Source organism: Hydrotalea sp. AMD, assembly GCF_004100315.1.
Taxonomy (GTDB): domain Bacteria; phylum Bacteroidota; class Bacteroidia; order Chitinophagales; family Chitinophagaceae; genus Hydrotalea; species Hydrotalea flava.
Genome location: NZ_SCKY01000001.1, coordinates 351,891 through 367,374, shown reverse-complemented (window position 1 = coordinate 367,374; position 15,484 = coordinate 351,891). Strand labels below are relative to the sequence as shown.

At 36.8% G+C, this 15,484-nt stretch carries 18 protein-coding genes and 1 tRNA gene; 13 read left to right on the top strand and 6 right to left on the bottom strand.

All coding sequences use genetic code 11. The annotated features are described in order from the left end of the window. Positions 1–4 precede the first annotated feature (4 nt). From EO766_RS01625 to traJ, 5 genes are all read left to right on the top strand, one after another. Positions 5–385: a hypothetical protein gene (locus tag EO766_RS01625; protein WP_068242047.1), complete on the top strand. Its 381-nt coding sequence runs from the start codon at positions 5–7 to the stop codon at positions 383–385. Between the two features lie 6 nt (positions 386–391). Beyond that, positions 392–1,072: a conjugal transfer protein TraI gene (locus EO766_RS01620; RefSeq protein WP_068242054.1), complete on the top strand. Its 681-nt coding sequence runs from the start codon at positions 392–394 to the stop codon at positions 1,070–1,072. A gap of 35 nt (positions 1,073–1,107) precedes the next feature. Continuing rightward, on the top strand, positions 1,108–1,752 hold the full coding sequence (locus EO766_RS01615) for a hypothetical protein (protein ID WP_068242056.1): 645 nt from the start codon (positions 1,108–1,110) through the stop codon (positions 1,750–1,752). Further along, complete coding sequence (locus EO766_RS01610) at positions 1,749–2,375, top strand: hypothetical protein (RefSeq protein WP_068242058.1); 627 nt, start codon at positions 1,749–1,751, stop codon at positions 2,373–2,375. The genes EO766_RS01615 and EO766_RS01610 overlap by 4 nt, the downstream gene beginning before the upstream one ends. 106 nt (positions 2,376–2,481) lie before the next feature. Beyond that, entirely contained in the window at positions 2,482–3,600 is a 1,119-nt protein-coding gene (gene traJ, locus EO766_RS01605; protein ID WP_253810146.1) for a conjugative transposon protein TraJ, read from the top strand. Here traJ and EO766_RS01600 read toward each other — a convergent pair whose 3' ends face one another. The 3 genes from EO766_RS01600 to EO766_RS01590 all read right to left on the bottom strand — a co-directional run bounded on the left by EO766_RS01600 (position 3,601) and on the right by EO766_RS01590 (position 6,661). After that, complete coding sequence (locus EO766_RS01600) at positions 3,601–4,557, bottom strand: nucleotidyl transferase AbiEii/AbiGii toxin family protein (protein ID WP_074418605.1); 957 nt, start codon at positions 4,555–4,557, stop codon at positions 3,601–3,603. A 1-nt stretch (position 4,558) separates the two neighbouring features. After that, a complete protein-coding gene (locus EO766_RS01595) occupies positions 4,559–5,143 on the bottom strand; it encodes a DUF6088 family protein (RefSeq protein ID WP_068242062.1) in 585 nt (194 codons plus the stop codon). Positions 5,144–5,284: 141 nt separating this feature from the next. Next, positions 5,285–6,661, bottom strand: a complete 1,377-nt coding sequence (locus EO766_RS01590) for a hypothetical protein (protein ID WP_068242064.1) — start codon at positions 6,659–6,661, stop codon at positions 5,285–5,287. A gap of 139 nt (positions 6,662–6,800) precedes the next feature. Here EO766_RS01590 and traK point away from each other — a divergent pair, with 139 nt between their 5' ends. From traK to EO766_RS01550, 8 genes are all read left to right on the top strand, one after another. Next, positions 6,801–7,418, top strand: a complete 618-nt coding sequence (traK, locus tag EO766_RS01585) for a conjugative transposon protein TraK (RefSeq protein WP_068242066.1) — start codon at positions 6,801–6,803, stop codon at positions 7,416–7,418. Position 7,419: 1 nt separating this feature from the next. Next, positions 7,420–7,917 (top strand): hypothetical protein, encoded by a 498-nt coding sequence (locus EO766_RS01580; protein WP_068242068.1) that lies wholly within the window; start codon positions 7,420–7,422, stop codon positions 7,915–7,917. A gap of 5 nt (positions 7,918–7,922) precedes the next feature. Next, positions 7,923–9,203, top strand: coding sequence for a conjugative transposon protein TraM (gene traM / locus EO766_RS01575; protein WP_068242117.1), 1,281 nt, complete (start codon positions 7,923–7,925; stop codon positions 9,201–9,203). An 18-nt stretch (positions 9,204–9,221) separates the two neighbouring features. After that, a complete protein-coding gene (gene traN / locus EO766_RS01570; RefSeq protein ID WP_068242070.1) occupies positions 9,222–9,986 on the top strand; it encodes a conjugative transposon protein TraN in 765 nt (254 codons plus the stop codon). A gap of 244 nt (positions 9,987–10,230) precedes the next feature. Beyond that, complete coding sequence (locus tag EO766_RS01565; protein WP_287100643.1) at positions 10,231–11,796, top strand: hypothetical protein; 1,566 nt, start codon at positions 10,231–10,233, stop codon at positions 11,794–11,796. Between the two features lie 41 nt (positions 11,797–11,837). Further along, positions 11,838–12,599, top strand: a complete 762-nt coding sequence (locus EO766_RS01560) for a hypothetical protein (RefSeq protein WP_068242074.1) — start codon at positions 11,838–11,840, stop codon at positions 12,597–12,599. Between the two features lie 5 nt (positions 12,600–12,604). After that, positions 12,605–12,904, top strand: coding sequence for a hypothetical protein (locus EO766_RS01555; protein WP_068242075.1), 300 nt, complete (start codon positions 12,605–12,607; stop codon positions 12,902–12,904). A 3-nt stretch (positions 12,905–12,907) separates the two neighbouring features. After that, the gene (locus tag EO766_RS01550) at positions 12,908–13,234 is read left to right on the top strand and encodes a helix-turn-helix domain-containing protein (protein WP_068242077.1); all 327 of its coding nucleotides are present in this window, start codon (positions 12,908–12,910) and stop codon (positions 13,232–13,234) included. A gap of 317 nt (positions 13,235–13,551) precedes the next feature. Here the strand turns inward: EO766_RS01550 and EO766_RS01545 are convergent. The 3 genes from EO766_RS01545 to EO766_RS01535 form a co-directional block, all read right to left on the bottom strand. Next, a tRNA-Arg gene (locus tag EO766_RS01545) sits at positions 13,552–13,625 on the bottom strand. 148 nt (positions 13,626–13,773) lie between these two features. Next, the gene (locus EO766_RS01540; protein WP_074418420.1) at positions 13,774–14,553 is read right to left on the bottom strand and encodes an SDR family NAD(P)-dependent oxidoreductase; all 780 of its coding nucleotides are present in this window, start codon (positions 14,551–14,553) and stop codon (positions 13,774–13,776) included. Between the two features lie 63 nt (positions 14,554–14,616). After that, positions 14,617–15,429, bottom strand: coding sequence for a phytanoyl-CoA dioxygenase family protein (locus tag EO766_RS01535; RefSeq protein WP_074418419.1), 813 nt, complete (start codon positions 15,427–15,429; stop codon positions 14,617–14,619). Positions 15,430–15,484: the final 55 nt, after the last annotated feature.

The following is a 15,484-nucleotide window of genomic DNA, read 5'->3' as shown; positions in this document are numbered from 1 at the left end:
TAGTATGAAAACAACAATGCTTATCCTTTTAGCAACTTTAATTATCTCCGGCTGCAATACCAGCGGCAAAGATGAAATTATGGAATTTATACCCGGCACCTATGTAAGAGTCGGGCAAAATGAATTTGGGAAAGAATTTGACACCCTAGTTATCACTATCCAAAATCCTGCAGCAAAGCAATTCAAAATTCAAAACCGATGGCACTATATCCGGCAGGTAGAAGGTGAAGCCAATGTTCCCGAATATAAAGTGAAAGAAACATCAGGTATTTACAATGCTGAAACAAAATTGCTGGAAGAGGCAGAAACCTTAGACCATTATTCTTTTGATGTGAAAGAAAAAGTTTTGTTTGATGGAACTAATAAGTTTAAAAAAATAAAATAGCGTGTTATGAAAAAAATATTGGCAGTGGTGGGGTTGAGTATGTGCTGTATGTTTTTGCCAATACAGGAAACCAAAGCTCAAATTCCAATTGCAGACATTATCAAAGCGGCAGTTAAAAAAGTAATAAAGGCAATTGACCTTCAAATGCAGCGGCTGCAGAACAAAACCATCTGGCTGCAAAATGCACAGAAAACGCTTGAGAATAAAATGAGCCAGCTAAAACTGAATGAGATTAAGGACTGGGTGGAGAAGCAGCGAAAGCTCTATGATGATTATTTTCAGGAACTATGGAAAGTAAAAGCCGCCCTGGCTTATTATAACAGGGTTAAAGACATTATAGAACGGCAGGTACAAATGGTAAAAGAGTACAAGGGCGCCTGGGCTTTATTTCGGCAAGACAAGAATTTTACACAGGAAGAACTGGACTATATGTACAACATTTATTCAGGGATGATGGACGAAAGCCTGAAAAGTATTGACCAGCTGTTTTTAGTGGTGAATGCCTTTGCTACACAAATGAGTGATGCCAAACGGCTGGAAATTATTAATACCGTCTCTGATAATCTGGAGCGACAGTATGTTGACTTAAAAGATTTCAATAATCAGAACAAGATGCTTAGTATTCAACGGGCATCCGAGCAGGGCGAAATTGAATATGTAAAAAGACTATACGGTATTAGCCGATAGCTGAAACAATATTGTGAAAAATGAAAATGTGAAGAATGAAAAGAATTTTGCTACTGGCAACAGTAAGTCTGTTTGCCTTTCACTCATCAAATGCCCAAACCTTTGATGAATGGTTCAATCAAAAGTCAACGCAAAAGAAATACCTGCTTCAACAAATTGCAGCCCTGCAAGTTTATCTTGGCTATGCCAAAAAAGGGTACAACATTGTAACAGGAGGGATTAATACTATCCGCAACATAAAAAACGGAGACTTCAACCTGCACCGTGATTTCTTTAACCGCCTCAAAAATGTAAACCCTGCCATACGCCGGTATGCAAAGGTTGCGGATATAATTGCTTACCAGGTCAAAATCATCAAACAAACAAAACTCTCCCTTCAGCAAATCAGGGTAACAAAACAATTTACTGAAGCTGAACTGGATTATTGCAAACATGTATTTGATACACTTTTAGATGAATGTATAAAAACAGTGGAAGAATTATTACTCGTTACAACACCAGGTGAATTGGAAATGAAGGATGATGAAAGGCTGAAACGGATTGACGGGTTGTATGCTGATGTGCAAGATAAGTATTCCTTTGCCTGCTCCTTTAGTGAAGATATGGGTTTACTGGCTGTACAACGCTTGGGAGAGCAGATGGAAATTAACCGTTCTAAAATAGTAAATGGAATAAAATGAAAAAGCTGATTGTGATTTTGATTATGTGCAGTATGAGTTTTCAGTTAAAGGCGCAAAGTGAAGAAGTGCAGCAACTGTTGCTGAATATTGAAAAACTGGCGCAGTTTAAAAAGATTTTACAGAATATGTATGATGGGTATAAACTCCTGAATAAGGGATATACTGCGGTTAAAAACATTTCGGAAGGAAATTTTAATATCCATAAAACTTTCTTAGATGGTTTAATGCAGGTAAGTCCGGCAGTTAAAAAGTATAAGCGAATTGCGGATATAATCAGCTATCAACTACGCATAGGTAAGGAATATAAATTAGCGTATAACCGGTTTAAGGAAGAAAAACAATTTAGTGCTGAAGAAATTAATTATCTCGGCAAAGTGTACAGCAACCTGTTTAATGAAAGCCTGAAAAGCCTGGATGAACTGGCTATGGTCATTACATCAGGAAAACTTCGTATGAGCGATGATGAACGGTTACAAGCCATTGATAAAATTTATTTGTCTGTTGAAGACCAATATTCCTTTCTGAAAGATTTTACTAATAATACCAATATGCTTTCGTTGCAAAGGAAATCAGAGCAGGCACAGATTGAGATGTCACGAAGACTGTATGGATTGAATAAATAAAAAAGGGGTGTTCACTTTTAAAGTTGTGAGAATGAAATTGTGTGTAAGAATAATCTGTATAGGGGTCATAATATTATTGATACCTCATTTAGCAGAAGCCCAGGGAATGGCCAACAGGATCCACAGCCTGCATGAAGTGCTGGAAAAATTATATGATGATATGATGCCTTTGTGCAGCAGATTGATTGGTGTCGGTCGTGGTATAGCTGGCTTTGCCGCTACCTGGTATATTGCTGCAAGAGTGTGGGGCCATATATCAAGAGCGGAGCCGGTTGATTTTTATCCCTTGTTCCGTCCGTTTGTTTTGGGTTTTGCTGTATTGATATTTCCTTCTGTTATTGCCATGATTAACGGAGTGATGAAACCAACGGTAACATCTACTGCAGCAATGGTAACAGATTCAGATAAAGCTGTTGCTCAATTGCTAAAAATGAAAGAAGAGGCAATAAAGAAAACAGCTTACTGGCAAATGTATGTTGGCCCAAATGGGTCTGGTGATAGAGATAAATGGTACAAATACAATTATGGGGATAAAAGCGAAGGTTGGATTAAAAGTATTGGCAACGATATTAAATTTGCTTTTGCAAAATTCTCCTATAACTTTCGCAACTCTATTAAGCAATGGATGAGTGAAGTATTGAAAGTTCTCTTTGAGGCTGCAGCACTTTGCATTAATACCATTCGCACATTTTACCTAATTGTATTGGCAATTCTTGGCCCATTGGTCTTTGGCATTGCCGTGTTTGATGGCTTTCAGCACACACTCACAGTTTGGATTGCCCGCTATCTCAACATCTTCCTATGGTTGCCTGTTGCTAATATTTTCGGCGGCATTATGGGTAAAATCCAGGAAAACATGTTGAAGGAAGATTTACAGCAGATTGCTACCAATGGCGATACGTTTTTTAGTACCACAGATACTGCATACTTAATTTTTATGATTATCGGTATCATTGGTTACTTCACTGTGCCGTCGGTTGCCAATTATATTATACATGCCGGTGGCGGCAATACATTACTTTATAAAGTAACAAATATGATGAGTACATCCAGCCGTACTGTTGTAGCGGGTGGCACTTCTATGGCAAGAGATGCAATGGGTGGAGCTTACAACAAAATGAGTAACAGTATGGCTGATGCAGGTGCATCACAAGGATATTTTAAAGAAGGTAATAGTGGTGGCGGAAGTAATTATATGAAGGATAAATTGAGTGGGAAAACATAACTACAACTTCCCAATATTTGTTTGAATGATATTCATTATTTCATCAAAAGGTATCTGGCCTTTGTAGTAAAGCTTGTTTGTTTTTTCATATCTTTTCTTAAATGCGTCCCGTAGTGCAGCATCTGATAAAAGAAAAGCCTGGTTTTCTGTAACCGGTATAGCAAAATCCTTTGCAGGAAACCTTTTCTTTTTATGGGCTTTGTATTCATCAGTGTCTATAAATTGCTGCACCAGTTCATTCTTTAACAGGCAGGCTATATCATAGTACTGCCGCATGTAATTGGGCCTTTCCGTTTTGTCTCCCTGCTCCTGACGAAATTTTGTTGCAATAGTTTGCAACTTCTCTACAAAAGTATAACCAGGGTGGTAGCAGGTAATGTCCACCGCCCGGTTATCATTAATTTTTATGCTGCCATTACCGGCAGCCTCATCATACGCCCAGGAACTTATTGTGAGGTTGCTGTTCGGAGTTACGGTATCAAAACCTGCTTCCATTAATATTCCTTCTTTCACACCCTCTATACTTTCTGTTTTGCTCTCATACAAAAGACGGATACCACCGCTGCGATAGTATGCTTCATCATCAAACGCTGTATCTCTCTTTACAGAAACAATACCATCAATCTTTATATTCGCTGCAAGCCAGTCATAATATTTCTTTCTTGATTCAATATGATTGGGTTTTGTCTTGGCCGGATTTTCTTCAACTCCCAATGATGCCGGTGGCTTTATATGAATGTCTATATCCTCAGAAAACCGGTCTATAATTTTATATCCTTTTGATAATGATGTTCCTCCTTTCAGTTCAAAATCGAATCCCTGTTTCTTCAATCCATACAGTACATGCATAATCCAGTAATCCTTCTCAATAAGCCCGGGCAGGATGTTGTTTTTATCTGCCAATATATTCAGCAGATCTGGAAAGTCTTTGTGATTATGCAGGTAACCGTCAGCCATATTAGAGTGTATGAGGTTGTAGTAAGGGAGCAAATAATTTCTTTGCCTTTACGCTGCCATATTCCACCACTGAATGTTTCAGCTTTTTCTTATCCATCACTTCAACTTTGTCAGCCACTTTCTTTAATACTTCGCTGCTATCTTCCGCCAGTGATTCAAGATTATTTACTAAATCAACCAATAAAAATTCGGGTGTTACTTTTTTAGGAAAGTGGGGTTTTATTCGAAACTGAAATGTTTTATTACCCAGCTTAAACTCTCCGTGACGTTTATGATTATATACCGTTCTCACATTATACAATTGGGTGGTACCCACACCCAGGCTGTTATATACATTAGGTGTGGTAAGCAAAAAGCGATGGTCTTTTAAAAAACTTTCAACCAGCATATTTTCATCAGGTGGTGTTTTGCCAAAAGCACTTTCTTTTGGGTAATAGTACAGCCCTTGAGACAATTTTTGCAAAGTCCCATCCTGCACCAATTCATCCAGGTGCCTGTCAACCGACTTAGACCAATTGGCCAGTTCGGTACGGCGGTAAACCTCACCCGGCTTTAATTGCCTTTTTAATTGCTGTAACCTGCTCATATATTTTTATTTACCGGATAAAGGTACTATAATTTTTGATAAATAAATGAATATTAATTTAAAATTCATTCAAAATATATCATAATATATTGATAATCAGTTATGTTTTAATAAACCAATTCGGGCATCACAAACTAATTCTTACTTTACTATCGTATTAATGTTAATCGAAGAGAAAGGATGAAAATCAGGAGCCCAGCTAATCAGTTGTTCTCCCTTAAGTTTATGATGGGCAATGTTTGGAAATAAATCCATATCAATGGGATGTTTAGCATTGGGATTATGAAATAAATTTAACCCCTCACTCCATGTTTCAGTACAATTTTCATCAACCATATATGAAAACGATATTGGAGTAAATGAATGAGAATTGTGGTCATACCGGTCGCCAACTCTCAATACTTTTTGTTTGCTGGATGAAAAGCCTGCCTGGATACCCATCCTTGTAAACTTGGCAATTGTTCCAGTTGTGCTAAATAATACACCGCTTATGTTTTCACAATCTGGCTCAAAAAAGAATCCTGAATTTATTTTGGCACCTGTAGGTTTAGTATAGTGTGTTATCTTTTCAGTCTTGGCAAAAGCGGAGCCATCTTCCGAAACAATTAGCTCCTCTCTCTGTCCATATAGGTATTCCACTAAAGAAATGTATGACCAGGTCATTGAAAAATCATCATGAAAGTCAGCCACAGCCAATAAGAAAGGTTTGTCTTTTAAATGTGATAATTCCCAATATTTTTTACTCAATTTTGAAAAAAGGGTACTTCCATATCTAAGGGGTATTTCATTTTGAATTTTTGTCAAAATATCTGCCGGCCTCGTTAATTTTTCTTCATTGGGCAAATATGTTGGCGGATTGTTCTTATCCCTTCCCAATGTAACAGCTTCTACTCCAATTTCAACGTCATACTTTTGAATAATAAAATCAGGCCTTTCATACTTTCTGTTGATTAAAAACTCTTGCTCAGTTAGCGAGGCAAACAAATAAATTTCCCAAAGCCTGGCATCAAATCCATTTAGCGACTGAAATTGCTCGATAAAATTTCCGTCAATATCAGAAAGGTGGTTGGCTATTTCTATGATAGCCCTCTTTGAAGGGATAAATTGAGTATCCTCATTAAGTCTTGTAAAATAGGGATGAATTTTTTCCTGATTCACTACAATATTAAATAAATCCATTCCTCTTTCAGGCAGATTATGCACAACAGATTTAAGATTTTGGGCTGTATGCCACTTCATGGAATTGCTGAGCATATCCACAGCTTCAGCTTTACTCGAAAAACTTACTTTGGTATCAAATTCCCTGAATTGTCTGTTTTCATCTCTTACCAAAAGCACATAACTAAAGTCCCTGTCATATAAATCCAAAAGAACTACGCCTAAAATAGAGTTGTCGTCATTTGAATGATATTCTAACTCTCTTGCAAAATTTTGCACGGCTGGATGCCGTGTAAACAGCATAAAAATATTAAACTGATTCTTAGTAATCTGTCGTATAGTGATTGGTTCAACTTTCATTAAAATTCTGATAATAGTTTAAATGGCAAAGCTAAGGACGTTAGTTCTAAAGTTAGCCCTACCGCACTTACCCACTATTTGCCTTTCTTGGTAAAGTAATTGCAGAATATATAATTGTGAGTTTAGAAAAATGTGAGTAATGTTTCAGAAAACAAAAAATATAGATACCGCTTTTAGGTATATCCGGTTATTCAGTGTGGCATTCTTGGCTGCCTGTGTTATCATCTCTCTTTTTATTGCATACAAAAGCTATCAGCTTTCATCCCAATCTCAGAATAAAGTTTTTATACTGGCAAATGGCAAGGCATTAGAAGCTTATGCAGCCGACAGAAAAGATAATATACCTGTGGAAGCCAGGGACCATGTAAAAATGTTTCATCATTATTTCTTTACTCTCGACCCGGACGATAAAGTTATTCAGGCCAACATTACAAAAGCATTATACCTGGCAGATAATTCTGCAAAACAACAATACGATAACCTGAAGGAGAATGGGTATTATTCAAACCTCATATCGGGCAACATCAGCCAGGAAATCACAATGGATAGCATCATTATTAATACAGATGTGTATCCGTTTTATTTCAGGTATAAAGGGGAACAGAAAATCATTCGCCCCACCACCATTGTAACCAGGAGTCTGATTACCGAAGGATACCTGAGAAATGTTTCCCGTAGTGATAATAATTCACATGGTTTTTTAATTGAAAAATGGCGGACGTTGGAGAATACTGACATCAACATTCAAAACAGGTAGTATGTGGTTGTCCAAAAAGAAAAAGAAAGAGGTTCAGTCAGATGATAAAACTACCGTATCTGATAAAGTGGCTGGCAAAATTGCCGGTGTCGGCATTAAAGCACAACAGTTATTTGCAGAAAAAATGAACAGGATATTTATGAACACAGATTTTAAACGATTAAAACTACTACTGATATTTTTCTGCGTTTCTGCAGGTGGCTACAGTATTTATCTTATTGTAAACAGTGTTTTCAGTCCTGAAAGAAAGCAGAAAGCTTTAGAGATACAGCAAATGGATATTCCAAAGCACTTTAATAAAACGGGTGATGAAACTATAATGCCGGAGGCAACGGTAGATGAACAAACCTATTTACAAATACAGGATTTTAGAAAATACATGGATAGTTTAAAATTGAACAGAACGAATGAATACGACAGCATCCTGCAAGCCCGGCCGGGTTTGATGGATAGTGTGCAAATGCTGGAACAAATTTACTTATCACAAAACCAAAAATGAAGTGTATGAGCAGTGTACAAAGGTCGCAGGCCTTCCTGCGTAAACGGAAAATGATGCTGGTGTTGCCTTTTTTGGTAGTACCATTTCTTACAATGGCATTTTGGGCATTGGGTGGTGGTCAGGGAAAAGAACAGGCTATTATAGTAAAGCAGCAAGGTTTAAACTTAAATCTCCCTGATGCAAAAATGAAAGATGAGAACTTAACAGACAAACTAAGTTTTTATGATAAAGCTGATAAAGATTCTGCCAAACTTGAGGAATGGATGCGTACAGACCCGTATTATAAGCAACATGAAGACACATCTATTTTGCCCGTAAACGAATTAGAAGTACTCACTCAAAACTCAGCTTCCAAATACAACCAGCGGTTAAATTCATCGCCGTATGAAACATCTTCAAATAATCCTGAACAAAAGCTGATGCAAAAATTAGCTCTGCTGCAAAAGGAAATTAATAAACAGCCGGAAGCATCAGCCAATGAAAACCAGAATGCAACCAATTACAAACAAGATGAAGAACTTTCAGGCGAGGTGGATAGATTAGAAAACATGTTGCTTACAATGAATAAAACAAATACTGGCGACCAAGAGATGAACCAACTTAATGGAACATTAGAAAAGATACTGGATATTCAGCATCCACAAAGAATAAGGGAAAAGCTAAAAGAAAAATCATTACAACATAAACAAGTGGTTTATGCTGTAACTACTCAGCCTGCATTGGCAAATGTTTCGTTAATGGACACAAACAAAATTGCTACAAATAAGCTAAACAAATTCTATAGTTTGGACCCTGATAAATCAGTGGTTGAAGAAGGGCAGGCAATTGAAGCGATAGTGCACAGTAATCAAATGTTAGTGAACGGAGCTGTTATTCAATTGAGGTTAGCAACTGATATCTTTATAAATGGCATTCTTATCCCCAAAGGAAACCCTGTAAATGGTACTGCTTCACTAAATAACGAGAGGCTTGAAGTAGTGATAAATTCTATCAGGTATAAAAACACCTTATTCCCTGTAAAATTAGAATTATATGATATGGACGGCTTGCCGGGCATTTATGTTCCTGGTTCCATCAGCAGGGATGTGGCTAAAAATTCTGCCGATAACAGTCTCCAATTAATGGAACTCACCACACTTGACCCTTCTTTGAAGGCACAGGCCGCCGCTGCCGGCATCAATACGGTAAAAAGTTTAATGAGCAGGAAAGTAAAACAGGTAAAAGTTATGGTTAAAGAAGGTTACAAAGTTCTACTAAAGGATAAGAATAACGAATCCAATTTATAACGTATAAACTTTGAAAAGATGAAACGATTAGTGTGTATGATTTGTGTAGTGTGGTTATTCGTCTCTGCTGAGGCACAAACAAAACTGAGTATTACAACAGATAAAACCACCAGCCTTGTATTTCCCTTTGCTATTAAACATGTTGACAGGGGCACTTCCTCAGTTTTGGCACAACAGGTAAAAGAAGCCCCGGAAATTTTATTAGTAAAAGCAGCCGAAAAAGATTTTACAGAAACAAACCTGAGTGTTGTTACAGATGACGGGAGCGTATATGCCTTTACAGTTACTTACGATAATAAACCTGCTACATGGGTTTACTATCTGCCTGTTAACAGGACTGCAACAATTAGCTCCTATGCAAATGCCATTTTGGATAATGAACGAATTATAAAAGGCATAAAAGATAAAAAGTACAACATGAAGGCAGGTGTGAAAGGAATTTATATCAAGGACAACACAATATATTTCCAGGTGTACGTGAACAATGCCGGAACTGTCGATTATGATATGGACCTGCTGCGTTTTTTTATTAAGGACAAGAAAAGAAGTAAAAGAACCGCAGTTCAGGAGTCTGAACAAAAGCCCCTGCATATAACTGGAAATTATAGCAAAGTGAAAGGGAGCAGCAGCACTGTATTTGTAGCGGCACTTGAAAAGTTTACCATTCCTGATAAAAAATATTTAGCCATCCAAATGATGGAGAAGAATGGCGGCAGGCACTTTTTATTAAAGGTTCGTAATAAAGATATAATGAAAGCCAGAGTGTTGCCGGATTTAAAATGATAAAATGCCAAAGCAAAATCTTACAACCCTGAAAAGTCAATTACATGGGCTTGGTTTTTCAAGTGCTATTAATCAGGTAGAAGATTATGCAAAAGCAGGTAATAAGAACTTTGAAGCATTTATGTTTATAAAGAGTAGTAATGACCAGTTGATGTACACACTCGATTTTGAAAAGGATAACAATGGGTGGAGATTAAAAGGCTATAACCTGGTTAAAACATCTATTGATATACCCAAAGTGACAGTGGCCGGTTTTGATACAGGAGAGTTGGAACGAAGATTTGCAAGAGCTGACAAGATATACAATAACTATTACTCTGGGATGATTCGTAAAAATGATGAATCATTTCTCCAAAAACTGGAAGCTGACTTAATGAATGTTTTTAATGCAGGCAAAAAGGGAATGGATTTAGCCTCTCTGCTGATGGTTAAGTATTGGCCCGAAAGCGAATATGCAAAGTACTTAAAGGATGGAAACCAGTTAAAAGCAAAATACGAATCATCAATTAAAGTCGATGAGGCTGCCGGAGACTTAATACACGCAAAAGAAGCGTATAAAAGGCTTAAAGAAACTAAACGAATGAATAATGAACATCCCATAGCTGATGATGTACTTGACCTGGTGAATATTGCTCTGTCAAAAGGTGAACATTATATGACTTATAATAACAGTCTGTACTTTATTGATAAAGATGATATTCATTTTTTCAGAACAAAAGAAGAAGCAACTCAGTTTTCTAAAAATAATATCAGTGACCTGGACCACTTCACTGTTCTTCATTTCAATTCAGTTAAGGATGTTCTTGCACAAATTCCTTACAGCGAAAGTATAAATCAAATTCCGCAGCTTAACCCGGATGGAAATGGTTTATACAATAAAGAAGGCAATGCGTTTACCGATGCATTGATTGACCATTTTGATTCACAACAAGTATCAATATTTAATAAACAATTAAAAACAAATTTTATGAACAATGAAAATTTTCAGTATTTGGCGGATAACATCAAATACATGGGCTTTGGTGAAACACTTAAAGCCGATTTGGAAAGAAACATGGGAGAAGGCAAAGGTGAGTTTCAACTGAACTTTAAAGCCGAAATCAACAAAAAGCCTTTCGAGGCCACACTCAATTTCCGTAAATCTGATTCTACGGATATGTACTTCTTTAACAACTACCATGCTTCATTAGCAAAAAGTAATGGAGAAAAGAATGAGCAAACATTCTATCTGAACAAAGGAAAGGGGGTAACAGCAAAAGAAGCTTACAATCTGCTGGACGGCCGTGCCGTTCACAAAGATCTTACAACCAAAGAAGGCCAGCCATACAAAGCCTGGATTCAACTTGACTTTGAGAACAAAGACAAGAATAACAATTTTGAAGTAAAACAATTCCATGAAAACTATGGCTATGATTTGAAAGGAGCAGTTGAAAAATTTGCGGTGGCTGAATTGAACGACCCTGATAAATCAAAGGCGCTGATGCAATCACTGGAAAAAGGGAATGTACAATCGGTAACCATTGAAAAAGATGGTAGCAGTCACAAAATGTTTATGGAGGCGGACCCACAGTATAAGAAAGTAACACTGTACGATTCAAATATGAAAATGGTTGCTAAAGAATCGCTGGAGCAATACAAATCTGGAATAGATAAAGGCAGTAAAGAAGTAAAGGAAGGCCAGGAGAATGATAAAAAAAAAGATTTGAAGCCAGTAACGAAAACTGAAAAAGAAAAGCTGGAGAAAAAGAATGGGCAAAGCCTGCTGCCTAAAAAAAGGGAGAGTAAAGGCAAAGGTTTAGGGGTGTCATAATGCATCCCTAAATCATTTTTTTATTATACAACAGTAGTACCATGAATATTCAGAATATAACAGCACTGGTAAGCCAATTACAATCTTTGGGTTTTGAAAATTTGGCAAGCTTACTCTTGAAAAGGATTTGCTTTAAACCGGATAATTTTTATTTGAATCACAAAATAGCTAAGAATACCGAGCTACTGGAGTTCCGGCTTTATTTTGAGAAGCACAAGAATAGCAACGCTTATATGTTGCTGTATTATGATGTAGCACTACAACAGGAAAATGTTTTTGAAGAGCTAATGATTGCCGGGATTAACATAGCCGATCTTGAAAAGCAAATGACTGCTATAAACTGGATGTCAGCATTCAATCTTGATGAAAAAAAGAAGTTGGACCCAAGCGATAAAACAACCTGGGAAGCGGAGGTAAAAGTTGAATCTGTTGTTGAAAGTTTAGCTGCTCTTGAGAAGGATGAAAAAGGTAAAACCGTTGCATCAGCACTTAAAGCGAAGTTTTGGCATGGTACCCCATTTTATGAAATCTTTGGAAGTATTCCGGCAGTAAAGAATAAGTCAGATATTAGTCAGCGGTTTTACTTTTCTGAAAATAGTATTGGAATATCTGTAGATGAAGCCTACCGGTTTTTACAAAATAAGTGGCTTGAAAAGCAACTTCAGTTGAAAAAGAAACAGACAGATTCAACTGCTGAAAATGATAACGCCGAAACAAACAGTACTACAGGGAGCGGCTTGTTAAAAAAGCGGCGCATAAATCATTCTTCAAAGGGAAAGCGAAACAAGACTAATCAGGATTAACCAGTATGGAACCGTTTCCACCATTATCAGGTTTTTATAATGCCATTGCAGGTGATGCAAGAATTTGTAGCACTCATATCAGCATCTATATGGCCTTACTGCAACAATGGAATATTAATGGTGGAAGTAATCCTGTGAAAATAGAAAGAGCCATAATTATGAAAGCGGCTAAAATAAATGCCCGGCAGACATATAACCGGTGCATGAATCAACTACATGAGTTTGGGTATATCAGCTACAAGCCGTCTGCAAATAGTTCGGTTAAAAGTATTGTGGTATTGAAATATTGTGAAATTGAAAAGTGAGTTATGGAAACTTTATTTATTCCTACAGAAAATGATTTTAAAAGGTGGATTAAAGATGCAGTTAAGGAATATATCCAGGAACATCTGCAACATGCATGTTCAAATGAGAGTGATGATGAAGGGCTGCTCAATCGGAAAGAGATTGCAAAATTTCTCCGCATTTCCCTTGTAACCCTGAACGACTGGATAAAAAGAGGGCTGCCATCACATCCACAAAGAGGAAGAATTTATTTTGATAAAAAAGAAGTTCTGGATTACATCAAGGAGAAAAAAATGCGACAACTTAAAGTTGGTTCCAAGCTGTTTCATTTAAAGCAGCAAGTTGGTTAAACCAATGCATTATTTAAGCCTGAAAGTTTCAGGCTTTTTCATTGAATTTTTTGCCAAATTATTTAGGATAATTTGTAGCTTTACAGCACCTAAGTTCTTTTACATCATAATCTCAATGTTGTTTGCAAAAGATGTTTGCAAATCAGGATTAATGTCGTTTTGTTTGCAAATTGTTTGCAAATTTCAAAAATGACAAAAAACTGAGACAAGCAAGACAAGAAAATTTCAATCTCAAAATGATGTTTAAATCCATCAAAAAAGAAAAGAGATTGACTTGTTTTATCAAATCAATCTCTTCGCAATAAATTGAAAATCAGTGACTCTGTTAGGATTCAAACCTAAAACCTCTTGATCCGTAGTCAAGTGCTCTATTCAGTTGAGCTACAGAGCCGTGTTAAATCAAATTATCAAAAAACAACTTTCCAACCTTCTGATCCGTAGTCAAATGCTCTATTCAGTTGAGCTACGGGGCCTTAGCCCTAATTAGGGCTGCAAATATAAAGGGTTAATCTTTAAAAGCAAAAAGGTAATGAAAAATTTTATTCCTTATAAATTCCTGCAGCAGCTTTTTCAATCCATTTTTTAGGGAGTAACCAGGCAAAAAATACACCTAATTGGTTCATCCAGCCTGTAATTTTTTCTGTTTTGCCGGCATACATGGCATGAATTGCCATAGTAGCCACATCTTTAGCAGACATGTTTAAACGCGCTGCCGCTTTTTGTGCTTTTAAACCAACTTGTGCTCTGTTCGGAAAATCAGTATCTGTTGCACCGGGGCAAACAACGGTTACTGTTACATTGGTATTTTTTAATTCATATTGTAAACCCCTGCTAAAACTGAGTAAAAAAGATTTGGTGGCAGCATATAAAGTTAAACCCGGTACAGCCTGATAGGCTGCAGCACTGGCAACATTCAGAATATAACTTCTGGCTTGTTGTTTTAAAAGTGGAAGTAACAAATAAGTAAGCTGCACGGGTGCCAGCATGTTTAAGCGCATCATATCTTCATGTTGCATCAGCGGATACTTTTCAAAAGAACCGCTTAATCCATAACCGGCATTATTAATCAGGGCCTGTATAGGATAGTTGTTGTGTTGTATCCAATTATATACTTTTTCAGCTGCATTTTCTTTCGCTAAATCTATTACCAGATATTGCACATCAATGCCACATTTATCGGCCAATTCTTTTGAAAAACTTGCTAAAATTTGTTCGCTTCTTGCAATCAGTAACAGGTTGTTTTTTTGTTTAGCTAATAATTCGGCCATGGCTTTGCCAATGCCTTTACTGGAACCTGTAATAAGTATATAAGGTTTCATATCAAAATGCAATAAAGATTTACTGCAATATAACAAAGCCAGGTTAATTAAATAGCTTTTCTTTTAATGGTGTACGGCACTTGTAAAACGGTGGTAAAAAGGCGTTTTACTTTTTTCGTGTTTGGGTTTAAATTTACCGGTAATAATGGGTACATACATTACTCTTCTTCTGCTGGCTTCACCCACTAAAGGAGATTGCTTTACCCGATGCCAGGTACGACCATCATGTACAGTTAAATCGCCGGCAAAAATATCAAACCCAACTTCTCTGGGGTCATCGCTGTAATCAACAAAATACTTTTTACCAAACAGTAATTGTAAAATGTTTTGCTTATGTGTTCCGGGTAAAACACGCAGACCGCCATTTTCAAATAAACAAGTATCTAAATGTATGCCCACATTCAGCATGGGCATAATTTTTTGTCCTAAAAATAAATCTCTGGGACTGTCGGTATGCCAACCCATTTGGGTAAAAGTACTGTTGGGTATATTGATATAATTATTGATCACCAAACCATCTTTTTCATTTTCTGCTATACGACCTTCATAAGGACCCAGCAAAGCTATCAAAGCTTTTAAGCGCTCATCCCCTAGTAAATTATGAAGTGCATCGCTGTACAATGATGTAAAGCAAAGCCTTTGTATGGTTTTGTTATCTTGTTCATCCTTGCCAAATTTTAATGGAACGCCATTTATTTTATCGCGTCCTTCAGCAAGCCAAACATGCTCAAGCCGGTGTAATTCATTTAAATAAAGGGATATTTCTTGGGGAGTTAGAAAATCTCTAAAAACAATGACACCGTTTTTATCGAAAAATTCTTTTTGTTCCACAGTTATAATATCACCTAATTTAAAATTACTATTCCATTTGTTCATTCGAGGGTTATGTTTATCAAAGTAACTGCAATGTTAATTAATTATTATAAAATTG

What these genes read in the sequence shown, in the direction of transcription:
- EO766_RS01625 (WP_068242047.1), top strand. Translation starts at nt 5, where the DNA reads ATGAAAACAACAATGCTTATCCTTTTAGCAACTTTAATTATCTCCGGC.
- EO766_RS01620 (WP_068242054.1), top strand. Translation starts at nt 392, where the DNA reads ATGAAAAAAATATTGGCAGTGGTGGGGTTGAGTATGTGCTGTATGTTT.
- EO766_RS01615 (WP_068242056.1), top strand. Translation starts at nt 1,108, where the DNA reads ATGAAAAGAATTTTGCTACTGGCAACAGTAAGTCTGTTTGCCTTTCAC.
- EO766_RS01610 (WP_068242058.1), top strand. Translation starts at nt 1,749, where the DNA reads ATGAAAAAGCTGATTGTGATTTTGATTATGTGCAGTATGAGTTTTCAG.
- traJ (WP_253810146.1), top strand. Translation starts at nt 2,482, where the DNA reads ATGGCCAACAGGATCCACAGCCTGCATGAAGTGCTGGAAAAATTATAT.
- EO766_RS01600 (WP_074418605.1), bottom strand. Translation starts at nt 4,557, where the DNA reads ATGGCTGACGGTTACCTGCATAATCACAAAGACTTTCCAGATCTGCTG.
- EO766_RS01595 (WP_068242062.1), bottom strand. Translation starts at nt 5,143, where the DNA reads ATGAGCAGGTTACAGCAATTAAAAAGGCAATTAAAGCCGGGTGAGGTT.
- EO766_RS01590 (WP_068242064.1), bottom strand. Translation starts at nt 6,661, where the DNA reads ATGAAAGTTGAACCAATCACTATACGACAGATTACTAAGAATCAGTTT.
- traK (WP_068242066.1), top strand. Translation starts at nt 6,801, where the DNA reads ATGTTTCAGAAAACAAAAAATATAGATACCGCTTTTAGGTATATCCGG.
- EO766_RS01580 (WP_068242068.1), top strand. Translation starts at nt 7,420, where the DNA reads ATGTGGTTGTCCAAAAAGAAAAAGAAAGAGGTTCAGTCAGATGATAAA.
- traM (WP_068242117.1), top strand. Translation starts at nt 7,923, where the DNA reads ATGAGCAGTGTACAAAGGTCGCAGGCCTTCCTGCGTAAACGGAAAATG.
- traN (WP_068242070.1), top strand. Translation starts at nt 9,222, where the DNA reads ATGAAACGATTAGTGTGTATGATTTGTGTAGTGTGGTTATTCGTCTCT.
- EO766_RS01560 (WP_068242074.1), top strand. Translation starts at nt 11,838, where the DNA reads ATGAATATTCAGAATATAACAGCACTGGTAAGCCAATTACAATCTTTG.
- EO766_RS01555 (WP_068242075.1), top strand. Translation starts at nt 12,605, where the DNA reads ATGGAACCGTTTCCACCATTATCAGGTTTTTATAATGCCATTGCAGGT.
- EO766_RS01550 (WP_068242077.1), top strand. Translation starts at nt 12,908, where the DNA reads ATGGAAACTTTATTTATTCCTACAGAAAATGATTTTAAAAGGTGGATT.
- EO766_RS01540 (WP_074418420.1), bottom strand. Translation starts at nt 14,553, where the DNA reads ATGAAACCTTATATACTTATTACAGGTTCCAGTAAAGGCATTGGCAAA.
- EO766_RS01535 (WP_074418419.1), bottom strand. Translation starts at nt 15,429, where the DNA reads ATGAACAAATGGAATAGTAATTTTAAATTAGGTGATATTATAACTGTG.